This window comes from Sphingomonas sp. Tas61C01, from assembly GCF_052567495.1.
This window is the reverse complement of record NZ_CP199583.1, coordinates 2409401-2431912: the sequence shown is the minus strand read 5'-3', so window position 1 is coordinate 2431912 and position 22512 is coordinate 2409401. Positions and strand designations below refer to the sequence as shown.

At 70.8% G+C, this 22512-nt stretch carries 20 protein-coding genes; 11 read left to right on the top strand and 9 right to left on the bottom strand.

Annotation, left to right across the window (positions count from 1 at the left end; genetic code table 11):
* Positions 1-77 precede the first annotated feature (77 nt).
* On the top strand, positions 78-1085 hold the full coding sequence (locus ACT009_RS11255) for an esterase-like activity of phytase family protein (protein ID WP_445191172.1): 1008 nt from the start codon (positions 78-80) through the stop codon (positions 1083-1085).
* A 61-nt stretch (positions 1086-1146) separates the two neighbouring features.
* Here the strand turns inward: ACT009_RS11255 and rpmB are convergent, their stop codons facing one another.
* Entirely contained in the window at positions 1147-1440 is a 294-nt protein-coding gene (rpmB, locus tag ACT009_RS11250) for a 50S ribosomal protein L28 (protein ID WP_445191171.1), read from the bottom strand.
* Between the two features lie 158 nt (positions 1441-1598).
* Here rpmB and ACT009_RS11245 point away from each other — a divergent pair, with 158 nt between their 5' ends.
* Entirely contained in the window at positions 1599-1808 is a 210-nt protein-coding gene (locus ACT009_RS11245) for a hypothetical protein (RefSeq protein WP_445191170.1), read from the top strand.
* A gap of 57 nt (positions 1809-1865) precedes the next feature.
* A complete protein-coding gene (locus tag ACT009_RS11240) occupies positions 1866-2294 on the top strand; it encodes a nucleoside deaminase (RefSeq protein ID WP_445194070.1) in 429 nt (142 codons plus the stop codon).
* A 20-nt stretch (positions 2295-2314) separates the two neighbouring features.
* On the opposite strand, the gene ACT009_RS11235 is transcribed toward ACT009_RS11240, so the two are convergent.
* On the bottom strand, positions 2315-2995 hold the full coding sequence (locus ACT009_RS11235) for an OmpA family protein (protein ID WP_445191169.1): 681 nt from the start codon (positions 2993-2995) through the stop codon (positions 2315-2317).
* Positions 2996-3222: 227 nt separating this feature from the next.
* Between ACT009_RS11235 and ACT009_RS11230 the strand changes: the two genes are divergently transcribed.
* Positions 3223-4524 (top strand): hemolysin family protein, encoded by a 1302-nt coding sequence (locus tag ACT009_RS11230; protein WP_445191168.1) that lies wholly within the window; start codon positions 3223-3225, stop codon positions 4522-4524.
* Positions 4525-4559: 35 nt separating this feature from the next.
* Here the strand turns inward: ACT009_RS11230 and ACT009_RS11225 are convergent, their stop codons facing one another.
* Together ACT009_RS11225 and galA are read right to left on the bottom strand one after the other, a co-directional pair.
* Positions 4560-6440, bottom strand: coding sequence for a methyl-accepting chemotaxis protein (locus tag ACT009_RS11225; RefSeq protein ID WP_445191167.1), 1881 nt, complete (start codon positions 6438-6440; stop codon positions 4560-4562).
* 182 nt (positions 6441-6622) lie between these two features.
* Complete coding sequence (galA, locus tag ACT009_RS11220) at positions 6623-9526, bottom strand: beta-galactosidase GalA (RefSeq protein WP_445191166.1); 2904 nt, start codon at positions 9524-9526, stop codon at positions 6623-6625.
* A 196-nt stretch (positions 9527-9722) separates the two neighbouring features.
* On the opposite strand from galA, the gene ACT009_RS11215 reads away from it, so the two are divergent.
* On the top strand, positions 9723-11045 hold the full coding sequence (locus ACT009_RS11215; protein WP_445191165.1) for an amidohydrolase family protein: 1323 nt from the start codon (positions 9723-9725) through the stop codon (positions 11043-11045).
* 65 nt (positions 11046-11110) lie between these two features.
* Here ACT009_RS11215 and ACT009_RS11210 read toward each other — a convergent pair whose 3' ends face one another.
* Positions 11111-12748 carry an NAD(P)/FAD-dependent oxidoreductase gene (locus ACT009_RS11210; protein ID WP_445191164.1) on the bottom strand — a complete coding sequence of 546 codons (1638 nt, stop codon included), beginning with the start codon at positions 12746-12748 and terminating at the stop codon, positions 11111-11113.
* Positions 12749-12840: 92 nt separating this feature from the next.
* Between ACT009_RS11210 and ACT009_RS11205 the strand changes: the two genes are divergently transcribed.
* On the top strand, positions 12841-13644 hold the full coding sequence (locus ACT009_RS11205) for a DUF72 domain-containing protein (protein ID WP_445191163.1): 804 nt from the start codon (positions 12841-12843) through the stop codon (positions 13642-13644).
* 214 nt (positions 13645-13858) lie between these two features.
* Here ACT009_RS11205 and ACT009_RS11200 read toward each other — a convergent pair whose 3' ends face one another.
* From ACT009_RS11200 to hemC, 3 genes are read right to left on the bottom strand one after another with little or no spacing between them, the layout of a single operon-like run.
* On the bottom strand, positions 13859-14767 hold the full coding sequence (locus ACT009_RS11200; RefSeq protein WP_445191162.1) for a hypothetical protein: 909 nt from the start codon (positions 14765-14767) through the stop codon (positions 13859-13861).
* A gap of 4 nt (positions 14768-14771) precedes the next feature.
* Positions 14772-15437, bottom strand: a complete 666-nt coding sequence (locus tag ACT009_RS11195; protein ID WP_445194069.1) for a uroporphyrinogen-III synthase — start codon at positions 15435-15437, stop codon at positions 14772-14774.
* Positions 15438-15439: 2 nt separating this feature from the next.
* Positions 15440-16351 carry a hydroxymethylbilane synthase gene (gene hemC / locus ACT009_RS11190; RefSeq protein ID WP_445191161.1) on the bottom strand — a complete coding sequence of 304 codons (912 nt, stop codon included), beginning with the start codon at positions 16349-16351 and terminating at the stop codon, positions 15440-15442.
* 63 nt (positions 16352-16414) lie between these two features.
* Between hemC and tsaD the strand changes: the two genes are divergently transcribed.
* Positions 16415-17437: a tRNA (adenosine(37)-N6)-threonylcarbamoyltransferase complex transferase subunit TsaD gene (gene tsaD, locus ACT009_RS11185; protein ID WP_445191160.1), complete on the top strand. Its 1023-nt coding sequence runs from the start codon at positions 16415-16417 to the stop codon at positions 17435-17437.
* Positions 17434-18411 (top strand): NAD(P)H-dependent glycerol-3-phosphate dehydrogenase, encoded by a 978-nt coding sequence (locus ACT009_RS11180; RefSeq protein WP_445191159.1) that lies wholly within the window; start codon positions 17434-17436, stop codon positions 18409-18411. The genes tsaD and ACT009_RS11180 overlap by 4 nt, the downstream gene beginning before the upstream one ends.
* A 31-nt stretch (positions 18412-18442) precedes the next feature.
* Here the strand turns inward: ACT009_RS11180 and ACT009_RS11175 are convergent, their stop codons facing one another.
* Positions 18443-18604 carry a DUF1674 domain-containing protein gene (locus ACT009_RS11175; protein WP_375422145.1) on the bottom strand — a complete coding sequence of 54 codons (162 nt, stop codon included), beginning with the start codon at positions 18602-18604 and terminating at the stop codon, positions 18443-18445.
* 112 nt (positions 18605-18716) lie between these two features.
* Here ACT009_RS11175 and ACT009_RS11170 point away from each other — a divergent pair, with 112 nt between their 5' ends.
* From ACT009_RS11170 to ACT009_RS11160, 3 genes are all read left to right on the top strand, one after another.
* Complete coding sequence (locus ACT009_RS11170) at positions 18717-19988, top strand: RsmB/NOP family class I SAM-dependent RNA methyltransferase (protein ID WP_445191158.1); 1272 nt, start codon at positions 18717-18719, stop codon at positions 19986-19988.
* Between the two features lie 109 nt (positions 19989-20097).
* Positions 20098-20757 (top strand): ribulose-phosphate 3-epimerase, encoded by a 660-nt coding sequence (gene rpe / locus ACT009_RS11165; RefSeq protein ID WP_445191157.1) that lies wholly within the window; start codon positions 20098-20100, stop codon positions 20755-20757.
* A complete protein-coding gene (locus tag ACT009_RS11160) occupies positions 20754-22487 on the top strand; it encodes a heparinase II/III family protein (RefSeq protein WP_445191156.1) in 1734 nt (577 codons plus the stop codon). The genes rpe and ACT009_RS11160 overlap by 4 nt, the downstream gene beginning before the upstream one ends.
* Positions 22488-22512 lie beyond the last annotated feature (25 nt).

Genomic DNA, 22512 nt, shown 5'->3' with positions numbered 1-22512 from the left:
GCATTGAGCGGAGCCTGAATGCCCTCGTTATCGTGGGTTCATGCTGTCGCCGCCAGCGAACCGCCTTATGAGGCGGCGTGCGAATCCTCTTCGTCATCCTGTGCGTGCTGCTGATCGTGCCCGGCTGGACCCGCGAAGAGCGCGTTACCGCCTACCCGGCGCGACCGACGGTGACCGTGATCCCGGTCAAGCTCGACCCGGATGATCCCGCGCGGCGGCGCGTCGGTGCGCTGACCTTTCTGGGCGGTGTCAGCCTGTCGAGCGCGACGCGCGGGTTCGGCGGCTTCTCCTCGATCGCGGTGGCGGGGGATCGCTTCGCGCTGCTGAGCGACAGCGGCAACATGCTCCGCTTTCGCTTGGACGCAGGCTGGCGGATCCATGACGTGACGGGAGTCGACTTGCCGGCGGGGCCGGGCACCGGGTGGGACAAGCGCGACCGCGACAGCGAGTCGATGGTGGTCGATTCGGCGGGCAAGCATCTCTGGGTAGGCTTCGAGCGCGCGAACCAGATCTGGCGCTATTCGGCGGACCTCCTTCGAGCGGACGGGCGGGTGGCCCCGCCGGCGATGAAGCGCTGGCCATCGAACGGCGGTGCCGAGGCGATGGCGCGGCTCCGCGACGGCCGGTTCGTCGTGATCAGCGAGGAGGCGCGGGTGCCGAAGCGGCGCTGGCCCGGCAGAGACGATGCCAGGAAGACCAGCCGCGAAGGGCTGATCTTCCCCCGCGATCCGCTGGCCGGGGACGTGCCGAAGCACTTCACCTACTTGGTCCACCCGAAATTCGACGTTGCCGATGCGGTGGCGCTACCCGGTGGCGACCTGCTGGTGGTCGAGCGCCGCTTCCAGCTGCCGTATCGCTTCACGACGATCGTCACCCGAGTCGCGGCAGCGGATATCGCCGAAAACGTGATCGCGCGCCCACGCGAAGTCGCGACGCTGGCATCGCCGCTGATCCACGACAATTTCGAGGGGATCGCAGTCGCACGCGAGGGCACGGCGACGATTATATGGCTGGTGTCGGACGACAACCAGTCGCTGCTCCAACGCAGCCTGCTGTTGAAATTCAGGCTCGATCGACGCCCATAGAAACGCCGACGGCCCGCGGCCCCGGTGGAGCGGCGAGCCGGACGACGGGCAGCACGACCACTTATGCGGCGGCGGCGGCGCGCTTCTTGACGATGTCGCGCTTCAGGCGGCGGCAGCGCAGCGACAGCTTGTCGTCGCTGGTCTTCACCAGCCAATTGTCGAGACCGCCATTATGCTCGACCGACCGCAGGCCATGGGTCGAAACCCGCAAGCGCACACTCGTCTCGAGCGAATCGGAGATCAGCGTGACGTTCTGCAGGTTCGGCAGAAAGGTACGCTTGGTCTTGTTATTGGCGTGGGAAACATTGTGACCCACCTGCCGGCCCTTGCCGGTCAGCTCGCAAATGCGCGACATGCGTTTTATCCTGAGTTTCGGTTGCCCGGAAAGTGGGCGCCGATAACGACTGACCGCGCCGCCGTCAACCTTCGGGTGGACCGAGCGCCGGTGCAACCCCGCCGCACCGCCGGCGTTGTTACGATCACGAATCGGTTTTCGCAAAAGGGATAATCATCATGCGCTCGCTTCTCGCCCTGCTCGGGGTCGCTGCACTGGTCGTGGTCGCGCTCATGTATTTCGGCCTGATCAACATCGATCAGACCAGCCCGGCCGTCGTCCAGGCACCGACCTTCAAGGCCGATGTCGCACGGGTGTCGGTGGGCCGCGAGGACAAGACGGTGTCGGTTCCTACCGTCAACGTCGAACGCCCCGGCAACGCCCAATAGGCTTTACGCCCGTCGCGGGGGCGGGCAGGGCGGGGCGTGCTCGCGCTGCCTTTCCAGATGCGTGCCGCGCTCGACGCGGCACGCGATGCCGCCGCAGCGGGTGAAGTGCCGGTCGGCGCGGTCATCGTCCGGGCAGGGCGGATCGTGGCGCAGGCGGGCAATGCCCCGCGCCGCCTCACCGATCCGACCGCGCATGCCGAGATGCGAGTGATCCGCGAGGCGGCGGCGACGCTGGGCCGAGATCGGCTGGAGGATTGCGACCTGTGGGTGACGCTCGAGCCATGCGCGATGTGCGCCGGGGCGATCGCCCATGCCCGGATTGCGCGGCTCTATTACGCCGCGCCGGATCCGAAAGGCGGCGCGGTCGAACACGGCCCGCGTCTCTTCGCGCAGCCCACCTGCCACCACCGGCCGGAAATCTATTCCGGCATCGGCGAGAGCCAGGCGGCCGGCATGTTGCGCGATTTCTTCGCGGGCCGGCGCTAGCCGCACGCCGGCCTAGCGCCTCAGCCGCCGACGTCATTCTGGGTGATCGGCACGATCTTGACCTCGACCCGGCGGTTCGCGGCGCGCCCGGCGTCGGTGTCGTTCGATGCGATCGGCTGGGTCTCGCCATAGCCGCGGGTGCCGATCCGCGCGGTCTGGACGCCACGGCTCGACAGATAATCCGCGACCGCGGTGGCGCGACGTTCGGACAGCGTCTGGTTGTAGCTGTCGCTGCCGGTCGAATCGGTGTGCCCGTATACGTCGATATAGGTCTGGTTGTATTGCGACAGCGTGCTCGCGACCTGATCCAGCGTGCGCTGGAACTGCGGCTGCACGTCGGCGCTATCATAGGCGAAGGTGATCCCGGACGGGATGTTGAGCACCAGATTATCGCCCTCGCGCGTCACCTGCACATCGGTGCCCGCGGTCCGCGCGCGCAGGTCGCGCTCCTGCTTGTCCATGTACGCGCCGATGCCCGCACCCGCGAGGCCGCCGATTCCTGCGCCCAGGATCTTCTCGGTCCGGTCGCGGCGCCCACCGACCAAATCGCCGAGCAGATACCCACCGAGTGCGCCGCCGATGCCGCCCAGCGCGGTCTTCGAGATACGGCGCTCGCCGGTCTCGGGATCGGTGGTGCAAGCGGTAGTCGTGACGAGGGCGCCGAGCGCGGCGGCGGCCAGGATCCTGGACTTGAAGATCATCGAAACGCTCCCTTTGCTGTTGCCGGGTCAAACCCGTGCCGATGGCGGGTTGTTCCGCCTCCGCACTGAACCGGGGATGAGCGACAGCGCGCCGATTTGCGCAGCTTGGTGTCCGCTTGGATATGCGCTGAAGGCGCAGTTCGGCTCTTTCGTCGAATTCAAAAGAGACTCTTCGCGACTGAGTTGTTGTCGTTGCGACCGTTGTGCGGCAAAGCGGTTGCGCGCCGATGGCACCGCTTCCCCCCTTCCCCTGGATCGACGTCCTGATCATCCTCGCGCTGGTCGCGCTCAACGGCGTATTCGCGATGAGCGAGCTGGCGATCGTATCGTCGCGCAAGGCGCGGCTGGAAGCGATGGCGCGGACCGGGCGCAAGGGTGCCAGCGCGGCGATCCTGCTGGCCGCCGATCCCGGCAAGTTCCTGTCGACCGTCCAGATCGGCATCACCCTGATCGGCATCGTCGCCGGCGCCTATTCGGGCTCCAGCCTCGGCATGCCGACCGCGCTGCGGCTCGAGGCGGCGGGGCTGGCGCCGGAGACCGCGCGCTCGGTCGGCTTCGCGCTCGTGATCGGCCTCACCACCTATGCCTCGCTGATCATCGGCGAACTCGTCCCGAAACAGTTCGCGCTGCGCAAGCCGGAGGCGATCGCGGCGTTGGTCGCGCGGCCGATGCAGTGGCTCGCGATCGGCACCGCACCGCTCGGCTGGCTGCTCGATCGCACCAGCGCGCTGATCTTCAAGCTGCTCCGGCTCGATCGCGAGACCCAGGAACACGTCACCGCGGAGGAGCTCCACCTGATCGTCGCGGAGGCGTCCAAATCGGGGGTGATCGAGGAGCATGAACGCACGATCATCTCGGGCGTGGTGCGGCTCGCCGATCGCCCGGTTCGCGAGGTCATGACGCCGCGGACCGAAGTGGACTGGCTGGATTGCTCGCTCGACGCCGACGGCATCCGCGACAAGCTGCTCGCGACCCCGCATACCCGGCTGCCGGTCGCGGACGGATCGGTCGACGCGGTGATCGGCGTGGTCCAATCGCGCGACATCGCCGCGGCGCTGTTCAGGGGCCAGGCGCTCGACTTGAAGGCGTTGATGCGCAAGGCGCCGGTGGTGATCGATCAGATCGACGCGATGGACGCGCTGATCGCGCTACGCGAGGCCGAGGTGCCGATGGCGCTGATCCACGATGAATACGGGCATTTCGAAGGCATTGTCACCCCGGCGGACCTGCTGGCGGCGATCGCGGGCGAATTCGCTTCGGATACCGACCCCGACGATGCGCCGTCGGTCGTGGTCCGCGAGGACGGCTCGCTGCTGGTCGCGGGGACGATGGCCGCCGACACGCTCGCCGAACGGCTCGGCATCGATCTGCCCGAGGACCGCGACTATGCGACCGTCGCCGGCCTTGCCCTCGCCGCCTTCCGCCACCTGCCCGGTGAAGGCGAGAGCTTCACCGAGCAGGGCTGGCGGTTCGAAGTGGTCGATCTCGACGGCCGCCGCATCGACAAGCTGCTCGTCAGCGAAACCTGAGCGAGCGAGCTCCCGCGTTCGCTAGTTTGCGCTCGTCAGAAGTCCTTCCAGTCGTCGGCGCTTGCCGGGGTCAGCGCGGCGACGGCGGCGGCGGGGAGGGGCTTGATCGGGGAGCTGTAGCCCGACGCCTTGGCGAAGGAGGCGGCCTTGGCGGTCTTGGCGGGCGGGCGCGTCGCGCCGGCTTGCGTGCCGGTGTTGAAGCGGCTGGCCTGGTCGCTGAGGCTGGTGACCTCGCTGACCAGGTTGCGGGCGGCAGCGGAGGTCTCCTCGACCATCGCGGCGTTCTGCTGGGTGGACTGGTCCATCGTCCCGACCGCGGCCGAGATCTGGGTGATCGCCGCCGACTGCGCCTGGTTGTCCGCGGCCATCGTCGCGAGCAGTTCGTGGACCTGGGTGACGTCGCCCGAGATCGCCGCGAGCGCGCCGTCGACCTTCTGCACCGCCTCGACCGCGGTGACGATGTCGGTCTGGGTGACGGTCAGCTGGTCGCGCGCGCGCTTGGCCTCCTCCTCGGCGCGCATCGCCAGCGCGGAGACGAGATCGGCGACCACCGCGAAGCCGCGCCCGGCATCGCCGGCACGCCCCGCCTCGACCGCGGCGTTCATCGCCAGCACCCGGGTCTGGAAGGCGATCTTGTCGAGCCCTTCGATGACGCTGTCGATGCCCTTGGCGCTGTCCGACACCCGGCCCATCGCCTGTACCGCCTCGTCGGCGACCGCACGCCCGCCGCCGACGGTGGCGATCGCCTGGTCGGCGCGCTCGACGGTGCGGCTGGCCGCCCCCGCCGATGTTTTCAGCCGGCCGTCCATCTGGGTGATCGACGCCGCGGTCTCCTCCAGGCTGGCCGCGTTGCTCTCGGTACGCCGCGCCAGATCCTCCGAGGCCTGCGCGATCTCGCCCGATCCGGTGCGGATCGAATTCGCGCTCTCGCCCACCGCCGCGATCAGGTCGCGCAGCTTGTCGAGCGCATCGTTGAAGTTGGTCTTGAGGATCGCGTAATCGCCCGGGAACTCGGTCTTGATCGACGCGGTGAGATCGCCGTCCGACAGGTGCGCGAGATGCGACGACACCGTGTCGACCACCACCTTCTGCTCGGCATCCGCGCGCGCCTTGGCCTTGTCGGCCGCCTCCTTGGCGATGCCGTTCTCGCGGAACACCCGCACCGCCTTGGCCATCGCCCCGACCTCGTCGCCGCGATCCGTCCCGGCGACGTCCTTGGCGTAATCCCCGCCCGCGATCTCGCCCATCTGCGCCTGCAACCGCGACAACGGACCGGTGATGCCGGCGCGCACCACGAACAGTGCGAGCGCGCTGGCCGCGACGATGCTGCCGATCGCGAGCATCCACAGCGTCGTCCGCGTGCTCAGCGCGGTCGCGGACAATTCGTTCGAGATCCGCGCGTTCCCGGCGGCGCGTTCGCTGAGGAGGTCGCGCATATAGGGCGACAATCGCTGCTCGATCGCGTCGCCATCCGCGAGTACCCGCTGCGCCTCATCGTTGCGATTGGCTAGACCCAGCTCACTTGCGCGCCCGGTGATCGCGTGAAGCGCGTCGAGATCGCGCTGCAGCCGCTTGGTCACCGGATCGCCGGGTAGCGACGTCTCGGCCTCCTTCAGCCGCATCGACCCGCCTCGATAGTCCTCCTCGACCTGCTTGGCGGCGGCCCGCGCCTCGGCGCTGGCGCCGTCATAGACCAGCGTCCGGTACGTATTGTACAACATGGCCGTCATTCGCTGATAGGACCGCCCCTGCGCCAGGGTGGCCGCGGCCTTCGAATCCGCCAGGACGCCGTAGGCAGCGTCGCTCGCCATCAACCGCGACGATCCGAACCACGCCACGAACATCGTGACCGTCCCCAGCAAGAGCAACAGGCCGATGATCTTCGGCAGGATCGTGGTTCTTTCCAGCAGCTTCACGGCGTTCTCCACAGCTACGATGTGCGGCGGCCACGGGCGCGCCTTCGACGAAGCGTCGATGCCGGTCCGCTCACCGGATCGACCAACGACTTCATAGGACTGCGCCGGCCGATACGGTCCGGTTTGGCCCTATTTAATCGTCGGGGAAGTCGGGCGGAACGCCGCCGCCCGGCAGGCATGGCTCACCCCATCGGCTGGATGGTGACCCCGCCGGTCAGGCCCGAGGGCTGGCCCGCCGGCGCCGCCACCATCAGCACGATGATGCGCGTGCCGCTGCCCTTCGGGAAGTCGACCGTCAGCGGCGCGGTGCCGGCGACCGTCTTTTCGGCAACGCGCCTGCCGTCGATGAACAGCGCCGCGCGCCCGGCGACGCCGGCGAACGTGAGCCGCCCGCCATCCGCCGCGATCCGCCGGCGCGGCGTAACCACGATCCGGTAGAGCCGGTAACCCGCCGCCGGCTCGGCCGCGGTCTCGCTCCCGGCCCGAACGAAGGCCCAGCTGTTGTTGTCGCCGTCCGCGGGCGCGAGCGTGGGATCGGGACGCTCGGCGAACACCGGCGAGCGCCGCCATTCGCGCAGCGTCATCGGCGCCACCGTCACCGCGACCTGCGCGCGCGGCGCCACCGCCGCGCGGCCCAGCGTCAGCGTCGCGGGTTTCAGCCCGTCCGCGGTCGCACGGACCGTGATCGTGCCGCGCCCCGTGCCCGCCTGGACGATCATCTGGGCGAGCCCGTTGAACAAGGCGCGTTGGCCGCCCTTTTCCGGTTCGTGGCTGGTCGGGTCGCCATTGCCGACCCCGATGATCGTGGCGCCGTCGACGGTGAAGCGCGTCATCAGATTGGCAGTGGGCACGTGCCGCCCCTTGGCATCGACCGCGTCGATGGTGATCGGCTGGACGTCCTCGCCGTCGCCCGCGAGCGTCGTCCGTGCCGGCGTCAGGCGAAGCGCCACCGGCGCGCCGGTGGTCTCGTGCACCGCGCGCGCGACCTCGCGGCCACCGCGATAGGCGATCGCCTCGATCCGCCCCGGCGCGTATGGCACCGACCATTCGTTGCCCATCACCCGGTCGACCGCCTGTTCGCCGATCGCGCGGCCGTTGAGCCGCAGCGCGACGCGGTCGGCGTTGCTGGTGACGAAGACCTTGATGGCTTCGCCCTCGCGCCCCGGCCAGGTCCAGTGCGGTGCGAGTCCCACCACCGGGGCATCGTCGACCCAGTGCGCGCGGTGGATGTCGAACGCGGTCTTGGGAAAGCCGCACAGGTCCATGATCCCGAAATAGCTGGAGATCACCGGCCAGGCATTGGGGGTCGGTTCGCCGTGATAATCGAACCCGGTCCAGACGAAGGTGCCCGCGACGAACGGGCGTTCGACGATCGCCTTCCAGGTGTTGCGGTGGGTGGCGCCCCAGTCCGCCGCCTCGGTATCGTAGGACGAGATCACCTTCTTCGCGGGATCGTTGGCGAAGGCGCCGCGGGTCTCGAACGAGCTGGTGTCCTCCGAGCTGGTGATCGGTTGCTTGGGGCGCAGCGCATGGAAGCGGTCGTAATCGCCGATATAATAGTTGAACCCGGTGACGTCGACGACCTGCGAGACGTTGACCGGTTCGAAGAAGGCGCCGTTCATCGCCGCGGTGACCGGCCGGCCGTCGTCGAGCCGGTGCACCGCGGCGGCCATCCGCCGGACCATCTCGACCCCCGATTCGGTGCCCTGCATCGGTTCTTCGTTGAACACCGACCACATGATCACGCTCGGGTGGTTGCGGTCGCGGCGGACCAGCCATTCGAGCTGCGCCATGTAATCGGGCGCGGGATTAAAGTTGCGGTTCTCGTCCATGACCAGGAAACCCATCCGGTCGCACAGGTCGAGCAGCTCGGCGGTGGGCGCGTTGTGCGACGATCGGATCGCGTTGCAGCCCATCGCCTTCAGCCGCTGCAGCCGCCACGCGATCAGCGCATCGGGCACCGCGACGCCGACCCCGGCATGGTCCTGGTGGATGCACACGCCCTTCAGCTTAACGACGCGCTCGTTGAGCAGGAACCCGCGATCCGCATCGAACCGGGCGGTGCGGAACCCGATCGGCGTCCGGCGTTCGTCGACGATGCTGCCGCCGCGCAGCACCCGGGTGCGCACCGTGTAGAGGGTGGGCTGATCGACCGACCAGCGCTCGGGCGTCCCCGCCTCGATCGTCATCGTCGCCTCAGCGGTGCCGAGCGCGGGCACCGTCGCGGTGGTGCGCGCGGTCGCGACCACGCCGCCGCGCGGATCGAGCAGCGTCGCCTCGACCTCGATCGCCGCCGCGCCCGCTTCGATGCTGGCGAGGCTCACCGCGACCGGCACGCGCCACGTGCCGCCATCGGCCAGGCGAGGGTCGCAATGCACCCCATCGGTGACGATCGCGACGGGCGCGCGGCGGGCGAGCCAGACGTGTCGGTAGAGCCCGGCACCCTCGTACCACCAGCCCTCCATCGCATCCGCATCGACGCGGATCGCGATGATGTTGAGCTCGTCGTCGTAACGCGCGAACGGGGTCAGATCGATATAGACGCTGTTGTAGCCCGACCAGTTGTGCGCGGCGATCGAGCCGTTGACCCAGATCGTCGCATTGGTCGCGATCGCGTCGAATTGCAGCTCGATGCACTTGCCGCGGTCCGCCGGATCGAGCCGCAGCGCGCGACGATACCAGCCGATCCCGCGCGGGCGGGAGCCCTGCGAGAGGTTCGCGCTCTCGACGAACGGCTGGAACGACGCCCAGTCGTGGGGCAGCGACACCGTCGGCCAGTCGCTGTCGTCGTAATCCATCGCCGCCGCGCCCGCGGCGCTCGCCGCCTTGGCGCGCGAATAGGTCTCGTTGTGGCCGACCGGCATCGGCATCGGGATGTCGCCTTCGTGGAACAGCCAGCCGCGATCGAGCAGCATACGCGAGGGATCCTGCACCGGCAGCGGCGGCGGCAGCGCGCGCGTCGGCGGGGGCATCGGCAGCCCGGTGCCCGCCGTCGCGTCCGATTGCGCCGCCGCCGCACCGAGCGGATCGACCGCCAGCAGGATCGAACCGCCGGCCGTGCCGACGAGGAGCTGACGACGGTTCATTGGCGGCTGATCCCTCTCTCTGGCCGGATCTCGTATCCGGTCCGATGCGCCACATGCTAGAGCCTGTGGCGACATCCGCAACCATATTCACATGCGAAAACGCGTTTGCATGACGGAAAGCAACCTAAGGCGCTTGCGATCGATGCTTGCCCCGGGCGCGGGCTTCGACGAGCATGGCGCGATTAGGGGAGATACGATGATGAAGCCATTCCTGCTCGCACTGCTGGCGACCGTCGCCGCACCGGTCGCGGCCCAGGCGCCGGCGACGACTGCCGACGGCACGACGTCGACGACGACCTACATCCAGGCGGGCAACGTGCTGGACCGGCCCGGCCAGGCGCCGCGCGGCAAGACCACGATCATCGTCCGCGACGGCAAGGTAGTCGAGCTGCGCGACGGCTTTGTCGCGCCCGAGGCGGGGGCAGCGCTGGTCGATCTGCGCGACCGCTTCGTGCTGCCGGGGCTGGTCGACATGCACGTCCATCTCTGGGGGATCGGCGGCGATCCGATGCGGGCGCGGCTGGAGGCGCTCAATCGCGACCGGTTCGACGACGAGATGACCGCGGTCGCGAACGCCCGTGCCACGCTGGCGGCGGGCTTCACCTCGGTCCGCGATCTCGGCGGCGACCCGCGCGGCATCCGCGCGCTGCGCGATGCGATCGATGCCAGGATCGTCGACGGGCCGAGCATCACCAATGCCGGCGAGATGATCTCGGTCACCGGCGGCCACGGCGACGGCGGCAACGGGCTGGCCGAGGAGTTCGCCGACATGGTGCATTCGCGCGAGGTCAACCTCTGCGACGGCCCTGACGATTGCCGCCGCGCGGTGCGCGCGCAGGTCGCGCTCGGCGCGCGGGTGATCAAGTTCGCCGCGACCGGGGGCGTGCTGTCGAACGTCAGCGGCGGGCTCGGCCGCGCGATGACGCCGGAGGAGATGCGCGCGATCATCGAGACCGCGCATACGCTCGGCCGCAAGGTCGCCGCGCACAGCCACGCCGCGGAGGGCACCCGCGCGGCGCTGGAGGCGGGGGTCGATTCGATCGAGCACGGCACCTTCCTGGACGCCGACACGATCAAGCTGTTCAAGACCAAGGGCGCCTATCTGGTGCCGACCGAGATCGCCCCGGTCGCCGCGCTCGCGCAGGCGCGGGGCGGCGCGCTGCCCCCGGCGACGATCGAAAAGGCCGAAGCCGCCGCCGCGGCGATGGCCGCCAGCCACCGCCGCGCCTATGCGGCCGGCGTGAAGGTCGCGTTCGGGACCGACACCGGCGTGTCGAAGCACGGCGACAACGCCACCGAATTCGCGTGGCTGGTGAAGAACGGCCTCACCCCCGCCCAGGCGATCGCCGCCGCGACGGTCGGTGCCGCCGACCTGCTCGGCCGCGACGACATCGGCACCCTCGCCCCCGGCAAGACCGCCGACATCATCGCGGTCGCCGCCTCGCCGCTCGATGACGTGACGCGGCTGGAACATGTCGACTTCGTGATGCACCGCGGCAAGGTGCTGGCGGCGCGATAGATAGGCCGGGGCCGCGGGAGATACTCCCCCGCTTCAGCGGGGGGAGGCGCCTATCCGCTTGGCGCTCACCCTTGAGCCGCAGCCGCCCCCACCAAGCTAGTCGCGACCGCCTCCGCCACCTTGATCCCGTCGACCGCCGCCGACAGGATCCCGCCTGCATACCCGGCGCCCTCGCCCGCGGGAAACAGCCCGACCGTGTTGAGGCTCTGGAAATCCTGACCACGGGTGAAGCGCACCGGCGACGAGGTCCGCGTCTCGACCCCGGTCAGCGTCACGTCGGGATGGTCGTAGCCGGGGATCTGCCGCCCGAACACCGGCAGCGCCTCGCGCATCGCGGTCACCGCGAAGTCCGGGAGGCATTCGGCGAGATCGGTCAGGTGCACCCCCGGCCGATAGGAGGGGATCACCTCGCCGAGCGCGGTCGACGCCTGCCCGCGCAGGAAATCGCCGAGCTTCTGCGCGGGCGCGGCATAGGTCGATCCGCCCGCCACATAGGCACGCGATTCCCAGTGCCGCTGGAAATCGATGCCCGCCAGCGCGCCGCCGGGATAGTCGCGCGCCGGATCGATCGCGACCACCAGCCCGGAGTTGGCGTTGCGTTCGTTACGCGAATATTGGCTCATGCCGTTGGTGGCGACCCGTCCCTCCTCCGACGTCGCCGCGACCACCGTGCCGCCCGGGCACATGCAGAAGCTGTAGACCGTGCGCCCGTTCGAACAATGGTGCGACAGGCTATAGTCCGCCGCGCCGAGCACCGGATGCCCAGCACTCGCGCCGAACCGCGCCCGGTCGATCCAGGATTGCGGGTGTTCGATGCGCACGCCGATGGAGAACGGCTTGGCCTCGACATGCACCCCCGCCTCCAGCAGCATCGCGAAGGTGTCGCGCGCACTGTGGCCGACCGCGAGCACGACGTGATCCGCGGCCAGATATTCGCCGGTATGCAGGTGCAGCCCGCGCATCCGCCGCGTGCCGCCCGCCTCGGTGACGATGTCGAGCCCGTCGACGCGGTGCCCGAAGCGATACTCGCCCCCCAACCCCTCGACCGTCTCGCGCATGCTCTCGACCATCGTCACCAGCCGGAACGTGCCGATATGCGGATGCGCCTCGGTGAGGATCTCGGCCGGCGCGCCCGCCTTCACGAATTCGGTCAGCACCTTGCGATCGAGATGCCGCGCGTCCTTGATCCGGCTGTAGAGCTTGCCGTCGGAGAAGGTGCCCGCCCCGCCCTCGCCGAACTGGACGTTGGATTCGGGGTTGAGGACACTGCGCCGCCACAGGCCCCAGGTATCCTTGGTCCGCTCCCGCACCATCTTTCCGCGATCGAGGATGATCGGCCGCAATCCCATCTGCGCCAGGATCAGCCCCGCGAACAGGCCGCACGGCCCTGTTCCGATCACCACCGGACGCCTGGCCGTACCGCCGGGCGGCGCCTGCGCGACGAACTTGTAGCGGGTGTCGGGCGTCGGCTGGACGTGGCGGTCCTTGCGGAACCGGGTGAGGATCGCCGCCTCGTTCTTCAGCGTGACGTCGACCGAATAGACCAGCATGATGTCCGTCTTGTCTCGCGCGTCGTGCGCCCGCCGCGCCACCGCGAACCGGATCAGCTCGCGCGGGGTGATCCGCAGCCGCTTGCAGATCGCCGCCGGCAACGCCTCGTCGGCATGGTGGAGCGGCAAGGCCAGTTCGGTGACGCGCAACATCCGCGCGCTCTAGCCCCACCCCGGCCATCGCGGCAATCGCGCCGCGTCCGGAACCACGCTAGGGTTGCGCTCAGGGCAACGAGGACGGGCGCATGGCGAAGGCGGGAACGATCCGGGTCGGCATCGGCGGATGGAGCTTCGCGCCGTGGCGCGATAGCTTCTACCCGCCCAAATGGCCGCAGAAGCGCGAGCTCGAATATGCCGCGTCGAAGCTCACCGCGATCGAGGTCAACGGCACCTTCTACAGCGGCTTCAAGCCCGCGACCTTCGCCGGTTGGGCGGAAAGCGTGCCCGACGGCTTCGTGTTCGCGCTGAAGGCATCGCGCTACTGCACCACGCGCAAGATCCTCGCCGAGGCGGGCGACTCGATCGAGCGGTTCGTCGGCCAGGGCATCGTCGAACTCGGCGACAAGCTCGGCCCGATCCTCTGGCAATTCGCGGGCACCAAGAAGTTCGACCCCGACGACATGCGGGCGTTCCTGGCACTGCTGCCCGCGCGCCACGCCGGCGTCGCGTTGCGCCACGCGGTCCATGTCCGCCACGACAGCTTCGCGGTGCCCGAATTCATTGCGATGGCCCGCGCCGCCGGAGTCGCGATCGTGTTCGCGGATTCGACCGACTATCCCGCGATCGCCGACGTCACCGCCGACTTCATGTACGCCCGCCTCGAAGCCGGCATCGAGGAACACGCTACCGGCTACGACGCCGCCGCGCTCGACCGCTGGGCCGATGCGGCGCGCGCCTGGAGCGAAGGCGGCGCCCCTCCTGGGCTGCCCTATGTCGAGGAAACACCGCCGGCGAAGAAAGCCCGCGACACCTTCGTCTTCTTCATCAGCGGCGCGAAGGTCCGCGCCCCCCACGGCGCGATGGCGTTGATCGAGCGGGTCGCGCGTTAGTCACGCTCGGCCGGCATCCGATCGATGCTGATCCTCCCCTGCAAGGGGAGGTGGCAGTCCGCAGGACTGACGGAGGGGTGACCCGCAATCCGGAGAAGGTGTCACCCCTCCGTCTGGCTGACGCCAGCCACCTCCCCTTGCAGGGGAGGAGCTTAGAGGCGTTCCGCTTGGCTCGATGCCTCCGGCAAGCATCGGTCCAACCGCGCCACGACCACTACGGCGCCGGCGTCACCGCCGCGGCGGCGGGTTGCGCGCCCTGTCCGAGGATCGCGGCGCTTTCCACACGGTCGAGTGCGTTGCGGGCGGCGATGTAGCGGTCGGCGGCGGCGGTCCAGTTGGCGGCGTCGCCGGCGCCGGGCAGCCGGGCGACTTCGGCGCGGGCGGCTTCGACCTGGCCGCCGTCGAGCAGCCGCTTGGCGCGGGCGAGGCGGTCCGCGGGTAGCGGCGACGGGGTGCCCGCCTTGCGGAGCACCACCAGCGTGCCGATCTCGCGGCGCAGCGCGCGCCACCAGCTGTCGTCGCTGACCGTCGCGATGTTGGGCGCCACCGCATCGAGCCCCTGGCGCAGCGCCTCCAGCGTCAGCGGCTGGCGCGACGCCTCGATGATCGTCGCCACCGCCGCGGGCTGCGCCGTGCCGAAGCGCGCGCGCAGCTGTTCCTCGAGATAGCCGAGCCCCAGGCCGCGATCGAGCGCCCGGCGCGCGGCGAAGGCGACCAGCAGCCCTTCCGCGCGGGTCGCCTGGCTGGCCGCGCCGACCGCCTCGGTCTGCACCGTCGCGGTGCGGGTCTCCAGCGCGGTCAGCTGCCCGGCGAGCGCGGCTTCGCGCGTCGCGAGCGTGTTGACGTCGATACCGGGGGCGTTGCCGCTGGCGTCGAGCGGGTTGGCGGGCAGATATTCGCCACCGCCATTGCCGGTGGTCCGCGCGGCGGTCGCGGTTGCGGGGGCGGCCTGCCCGCCGATCGCGGCGAACCAAGGCACCTGGCGAAGCGCGAAGCCGGCGAGGACGAGACCGGCGGCGAAGGCCAGGAGGATCAGGACGACGATCAGCCCGGTCCGCGATCCGCGCGCGCCGCCACGGGGGTCGCGCGTACGCAGCGGATCGATCGGCGCATAGTCGGTCATGCGGTCACTTATCCGCGCGCGGTGGGCGCTGGTCAATCGCGGCCTCGATCAGCGCGGGATCGGTCGGCGCCGACGCGATCGCGACCTCCTGCCAGCCGTCGCCCACCGCCGCCGCGACCGCCGGACTGAACGCCGCCAATCGCACCCTGGCCCGATCGATCCCGTCCCGATCGACCAGCCGGGCGACCATCGTCGCAGCGCGCGCCGAATGGAGCAGGACGGTCGCGCCCGCGAATCGTGCGACGTCATCCGGCGACACGGCTAGCGCTTCGCTGGCATAGACCGTGATCGCCGTCGCACCCGCCGCTTTTCGGTCGCGCCCGGCGAGGTGCAGCAGCCGGCCGAGCCCCGCCGACGCGGCCTCGTCGCACACCCGCGCGACGTCGCCATCGCCGGTCAGCGCGACCACGAACCCGGCAGCCCTGGCCGCCGCCGCGGTCGCCGCACCGACCGCGACGACCGGCAGCCGGCGCAGGCGATCGAGGCCGGTGCCGCCATGACGTAAGGCATTGGCGCTGGTGAGCAGCAACGCGTCGAACGCGGCGGGTTCGGGCGGCGTCCATGCGACCGGCCGAACTGCGAACAGGGGGATCAACTCCACATCCACGCCTCGCGCGGCGAGCCGTTCCAGCGTCCGCGCATCGCCCGGCGCGGGCCGGACGACGATCATCCTCACGCCGCGAACAGCCTCCGCACCGCTTCCGGCGCGCGATCGAGCAGGTCGGCGGCGAGCGCGGGGCCGAGATCGTCGCCGATCGCCCCCTCGATCGCCCCGGTGACGAAGGCCGATCCATCCTCCGCGATCAGCTCCGCGCGAAGCGACAGCGTCTCCCCCGCCAGCGCAGCGAGCGCCGCAACCGGCGAGTGGCAATCCGCCTTCAACGCCGCGAGCAGCGCGCGTTCGGTGTTGACGCAAAGGCTGGTCGCACGGTCGTCGATCGCCGCGACCAGCACCGCCGCGCCTTCGTCGGCCATCCGCACCTCGATGCCAACCGCGCCCTGCGCCGGTGCGGGTAGCATCGCGTCGGTCGGGATCGCCACGCCCACGGTGTCGCGCCCGAGCCGGTCGAGCCCCGCCGCCGCGAGCAGCGTCGCATCGACCTCCCCCGCCGCCAGCTTGGCGAGCCGGGTGTCGACGTTGCCGCGGAAGGTGATCACCGACAGATCCGGCCGTTCGCGCAGCAATTGCGCGCGCCGTCGCGGCGAGCTCGTCCCGATCACCGCACCCTGGCGCAAATCCGCAACGGCGTCGGCGCCGATCAGCCGGTCGCGGACGTCGCCACGCGGCAGCATCGCGGCGATCGCGATTCCCGCAGGGCGCACCGTCTCGACATCCTTCATCGAATGCACGCACCCGTCGATCTCGCCGCCGAGCAGCGCACGATCGAGCTCCTTCGTCCACAGCGCCTTGCCGCCGATCTCTGCCAGAGCCCGGTCCTGCACCCGGTCGCCGGTGGTGCGGATCACCACCGTCTCGATCTCGTCGTCGCGCCAGCCATGCGCGGCGCACAGCGCGGAACGGACCATCGCCGCCTGGGTGAGCGCCAGCGGCGAACCGCGCGTGCCGAGCCTGAACCGGATCATCGCGCGGCCATGCCCAAAGCACCCCCCTTCGACAAGGGGAAGCCGAGCCGCTAGACCGACGCGATGATCGTGCTCGGCCTCGAATCCTCCTGCGACGAGACCGCCGCCGCCCTCGTCATGCACGATCGCCGCGTGCTCGCGCACCGGCTGGCGGGTCAGGAAGCCGCACACGCGCCGTTCGGCGGGGTGGTGCCGGAGATCGCGGCCCGCGCGCATGTCGAGGCGCTGGAGCCCCTGATCGCGGCGGCGCTCGCCGATGCCGGACTGACGCTCGGCCAGGTCGATGCGGTCGCGGCGACCGCGGGGCCGGGGCTGATCGGCGGGGTGATGGTCGGGCTCGTCACCGGCAAGGCACTCGCGCATGCCGCCGGCAAGCCGCTGATCGCGGTCAACCATCTCGAGGGCCATGCGCTCAGCCCGCGACTGTCCGATCCCGACCTCGATTTCCCCTATTTGCTGCTGCTGGTGTCGGGCGGGCATTGTCAGCTGCTGCTGGTCGAAAGCGTCGCGCGCTATCGCCGGCTCGCGACGACGATCGACGATGCGGTCGGCGAGGCGTTCGACAAGACCGCCAAGCTGCTCGGCCTCGGCTTTCCCGGTGGCCCTGCGGTCGAGCGGGCGGCGGCACTCGGCGATGCCCGCAAGGTCCCGCTGCCGCGCCCGCTGAAGGGCTCGCCCGAGCCGCATTTCTCGTTTGCGGGGCTGAAGAGCGCGGTGTCGCGCGCGGTCGGGCATCATGCGCCGGAGGACATTGCGGCGTCGTTCCAGGCGGCGGTGGTCGATTGCCTGCTCGATCGCACCAAGCGGGCGCTGGCGTCGGTCGAGGCGACCGCGCTGGTGGTCGCGGGCGGGGTCGCCGCGAACGGTGCGGTCCGCGCGTCAATGCAGGCGCTGGCCGAGGCGCACGGCCTCCGCTTCGTCGCGCCGCCGCTATGGCTGTGCACCGACAACGCGGCGATGATCGCCTGGGCGGGCGCCGAGCGCTTCGCGGCGGGGCTGACCGATCCGCTCGACGTTCCCGCCCGCGCGCGCTGGCCGCTCGATCCGTCCGCCGAGGCGGTACGCGGCGCGGGGGTCAAGGCATGAGGATCGGGGTGATCGGCGGCGGCGCCTGGGGCACCGCGCTGGCGCAGATCGCCGCGCATGGCGGCCGGGCGGTGACCTTGTGGGCACGCGAGCCCGAGGTGGTCGCCGACATCACCGCGCATCACGAGAATCGCAGCTTCCTGGCGGGCGTCGCGCTGTCGCCGACGATCACGGCAACGGAATCGCTCGACGATCTGGCGGGGTGCGACGCGATCCTCGTCGTCGCGCCGGCGCAACACGTCCGCACGGTGCTGGCGCAGGCGCCGGTCGGGACGACGCCGCTGGTGCTCTGCGCCAAGGGGATCGAGGCAGGCACCCGCCTGCTGGTCGGCGAGGTCGCGCGCCAGGTGCATCCGCAGGCGCCGGTCGCGGTGCTGTCGGGGCCGACCTTCGCGCACGAGGTCGCGGCGGGGCTGCCGACCGCGGTGACGCTGGCCGCGGTGGATCCGGCATTGCGCCGGCGCCTGTCGGACCGGCTCGCCGCCCCGCATTTCCGCCCCTACGCGAGCGGCGACGTGATCGGCGCGGAGATCGGCGGCGCGGTCAAGAACGTGCTCGCGATCGCATGCGGCGTAGTCGAGGGCGCGGGGCTGGGCCAGAACGCCCGCGCCGCGTTGATCGCGCGCGGATTCGCGGAGATGACCCGGTTCGGCCTCGCGCGCGGCGCGCGTGCCGAGACGCTGGCGGGGCTGTCGGGGCTCGGCGACCTGGTGCTGACCTGTTCGTCGACAAGCTCGCGCAACTTCTCGCTCGGCGTCGGGCTGGGCCGCGGCGGCAGCGCGGCGGAGTTGCTCGCCGATCGCCGCACCGTCGCGGAAGGCGCGTTCACCGCCCCCGTGCTCGCCGAGGCGGCCCGCGAGGCGGGAGTGGACATGCCGGTGACCGACGCAGTGTGCCGCCTGTTGTCGGGCGTCGCCGCGAGCGCGGTGATCGGCGACCTGCTGGCACGGCCGTTGCGGGAAGAGGGGGCTTAGGGTTCGATCGTTGCGCGGGAAGGCGCCCCCATCAGAAATCGATCGCGATGCCCTTCAGCTCCCAGTCGCCATACCGCACCGGGTCTCGCCCCAGGGGATCCACCGCAGGCCGCGGCTTGTCTTCGGGGGTCGGCACCGGGGTGTTCTTGCTCAGATAAGCCGGTGGTTTCACATGATCTGGACGCTGTCCCATGCGGCCGATGTAAGGTGCGCGCGCGGCGATGCAAAGACGTGCGCGGGCGACAATGATTGCGCTGGCGCCGCGCGCACGCCACATCGCCCGCGATGACGACCGTTTCCGCCTGATGGCCAAGCCCCCCGAACCACTCGGCACCGCATCGCGCCGTGCCGCGATGCGGCTGCTCGACGCGGTGCTGCGCCGTGGCGAGCCGCTCGAACAGGCGCTGACCGCGGCGACGCGCGGCGTGCACGGCCCCGACCGCGGGCTGGCGCATGCGATCGCGGCCGAGGCGCTGCGCCGGCTGCCCGACCTCGACGCGCTGATCGATTCGGTCACCGACCGCGCCTTGCCCGACGATGCCAAGGCACGCACCGCGCTACGCATCGCGCTGGTCCAGGCGCTGGTGCTCGGCACCCCGCCGCACGCCGCGATCTCGACGGTGCTGCCGCTGGTCGATGGCGGTCCGCGCAAGCTGGTGCACGGCGTGTTCGGCACGATCATGCGCAGCGGCGTACTGCTGCCCGAACTGCCCGCGCTCCCCGCCCCGGTCGAGCTGCGCTGGGACGCCGCCTGGGGTGAGGCGATGGTCGACGCCGCCGCACGCGCGATCGCGGCGCCGCCGTTGCTCGACGTCACGCTGGCCGATGCCGCCATGACCGATCACTGGCGGGAGACGCTCGGCGGGACCAGCCTCGCGCCCGGCCATATCCGCGTCGCCGAACACGGCCCGGTGCCCGAGACGCCGGGCTTCGCGGAAGGCGCCTGGTGGGTGCAGGACATCGCCGCCTCGATCCCCGCGCGGCTGCTCGGCGCTGGCGAGGGCCGGCACGTGCTCGATCTCTGCGCCGCGCCGGGCGGCAAGACGCTGCAGCTCGCCGCCGCCGGCTGGCGGGTAGGCGCGGTCGACGCGTCGCCGCAGCGGATCAAGCGGCTGCGCGAGAACCTGTTCCGCGCGCGGCAGAAGGCCGAAGTGGTGGTCGCCGACGTCCGCCGCTGGACCCCGCCCGAGCCCGCCGACGCGATCCTGCTCGATGCGCCGTGCAGCGCCACCGGGATCTTCCGCCGCCATCCCGACGTGCTCCACCGCGTCCGCCCGTCGATCGTCGCCGAGATGGCGGTGCTCCAGGCCGAGCTGCTGGCGCGCGCCGCCGACTGGGTGAAGCCGGGCGGAAGCCTGGTCTACGCGTCCTGCTCGCTCGAACCCGCCGAGGGCGAGCGCCAGGTCGAGGCGCTCCTCGCCGCGCGCCCCGATTACGCGATCGCGCCGCCCGACGCGGCGCTGCTGCCCGCGGGCATACCGGTCGCCGAGCAGGGCTGGGTCCGCTTGCTGCCCGGGATGCTCGCCGACCACGGCGGCTGCGACGGCTTCTTCATCGCCCGCCTCGTCCGCCGCTAGGGCACGTCAACGCGTCAACCTCCGTTCGCTAGAAGATGGACATCGGCCCATCGCGAGCCGCGGCTGAAACGGGTTCCACCCGCGCGCATCCGCCGATAGAGCGGCGGCCATGCAATCCGTTCGCATCGCGCCATCGATCCTGTCCGCCGACTTCGCGATGCTCGGCGAGGAGGTCCGTGCGATCGACGCGGCGGGGGCCGACTGGATCCATATCGACGTGATGGACGGGCATTTCGTCCCCAACATCACGATGGGGCCTGCGGTGGTGAAGGCGATCCGCCCGCACACCACCAAGCCGTTCGACGTCCACCTGATGATCTCGCCCGTCGATGCCTATCTCGATGCCTTTGCCGAGGCCGGGGCCGACACCATCACCGTGCATGTCGAGGCGGGGCCGCACATCCACCGCTCGCTCCAGCATATCCGCGGGCTCGGCAAGCGCGCCGGGGTGGTGCTGTGCCCGGGCACGCCTGCCAAGATGCTCGACTATCTCGTCGACATGGTCGACCTGATCCTGGTGATGAGCGTCAACCCCGGCTTCGGCGGGCAGAGCTTCATCGACAGCCAGCTGAAGAAGATCGCCGCGATCCGCAAGATGATCGACGCGAGCGGCCGCACGATCGATCTCGAGGTCGATGGCGGGGTCGATCCCATCACCGCGAGACAATGCATCGATGCGGGCGCCGACGCGCTGGTCGCGGGCACCGCGGTGTTTCGCGGCGGACGCGACGCCTATGCCGCCAACATCGCCGCGCTGAGAGGCGGTTGACCGCGCCGGCGCCCGACCCCGCGACCGACGGGATCGAGGAAGGCAAGCGGCTGATCACGCTGGGCGGCGACAAGGGTCTGTCGCTGGCCGAGCGACTGGCCGACCGGTTCCAGCGGCTGACGTGGCGCACCCCGCTCCACGGCATAAGGCTGAAGGGACGCTATCCGCTGAAGCTGATCGCGGTGCCCAACGATCCCGTGCCAGGTGACGTCCGCCGCGGCCGCGCGCTGCTCGCCGGCATGGTGTCGTTCCGGGGCGAGAGCCGCGCGATCGACCGGCTCGACTATGCCGAGCGCGATTGGGGGCGGCCGTTCGCGGATCACCTCCACGGCTTCGGCTGGCTGCGCGACCTGTCGACCGTCGCCACCCGCGCGCAGGGCGCGCCGGTCGCCGAGACGCTGATGGCGAAGTGGCTCGCCGCCTATGCCGACAAGGTCGACGCGCACGCCTGGCGCCCCGATCTCTGGGGGCGTCGCATCCTGCTCTGGACCGCGCACGCGCCGCTGATCCTGTCGTCGAGCGACATCGTCTATCGGTCGAGCGTGCTGAACGCACTCGCCCGCGGCGCGCGCCACCTCGATCGCGGTGCGGACAAGGCGTCGCCGGGTGCACCGCGGATCGCCGCTTGGTCGGGGCTGATCGCGGCGGGGTTGCTGATCCCCGGCGGCGACCCGCGGCGCAGCTTCGGCGAGGCGGGGCTGATCCGCGCGCTCGGCACCGGGCTGTTCGACGATGGCGGGTCGGTCTCGCGCAGCCCGGCGATGCTGCTCGATTCGATCATGCTGCTGGCGATGCTGCGGGAGACCTATGCCGCGCGCCGGCTGGTGCTGCCGGAGCCGGTGCAGGCCGCGCTCAACCGGATGGTCGCGGCCTTGCTCGGCGTCACGCATGGCGACCGCGCCCTCGCCAGCTGGCAGGGCGGCGGCCCGGCGACCGCCGAACAGGTCGCTGCAGTGATCGACGCCAGCGGGGTGCGCACCCGGCCGCTTCGGCAGGCGCGCGACTGGGGCTATCAGCGGCTCGCCGCGGGCACCACGACCCTGATCGTCGACGCTGCCCCGCCCCCCGTCGCGCGGGTGGTCGAGGGCGGCTGCGCATCGACGCTGGCGTTCGAATTCTCCGACGGCGCGGCGCGGCTGATCGTCAATTGCGGCGGTGCGCGCGCCGCGACCGCGCGCCTGCCCGCCTCCTTCGCCGCCGGGCTGCGCACCACCGCGGCACATTCGACGCTGACCGTCGCCGATAGCAACTCGACCGCGATCCATGCCGACGGCACGCTCGGCCGCGGGGTGTCGTCGGTCGAGCTCAGCCGCCAGGAAAGCGACGCCGCGAGCCGGATCGAGGCGACCCATGACGGCTATGTCCGCCGCTTCGGCTTCGTCCACCGCCGCCAGCTGCTGCTCACCGGCGACGGCCGCGAGCTGCGCGGCGAGGACTCGCTGTTGCCGCAGGGGCGCAAGGGCCGGGTCGGCGCGAACAGGTTCGCGGTCCGCTTCCACCTCGGCGTCGGGGTCCAGGCATCGCCGACCGCCGACGGCATGGCCGCGATCCTGCGCCTGCCCGGCGGTCCGCTCTGGCAGTTCCGCTGCCGCGGCGGCATGCTGGGGATCGAGGACTCGCTGTGGATCGACGGCGACGGTCGTCCGGTCCCGACCCAGCAGCTGGTGATCAGCGGCGAGGCCCAGGCGGGCGGCGCCAGCGTCAGCTGGGCGATGAAGCGCGCGCTGTAGTCGCTACCCCATTTTTCTGTCGAAG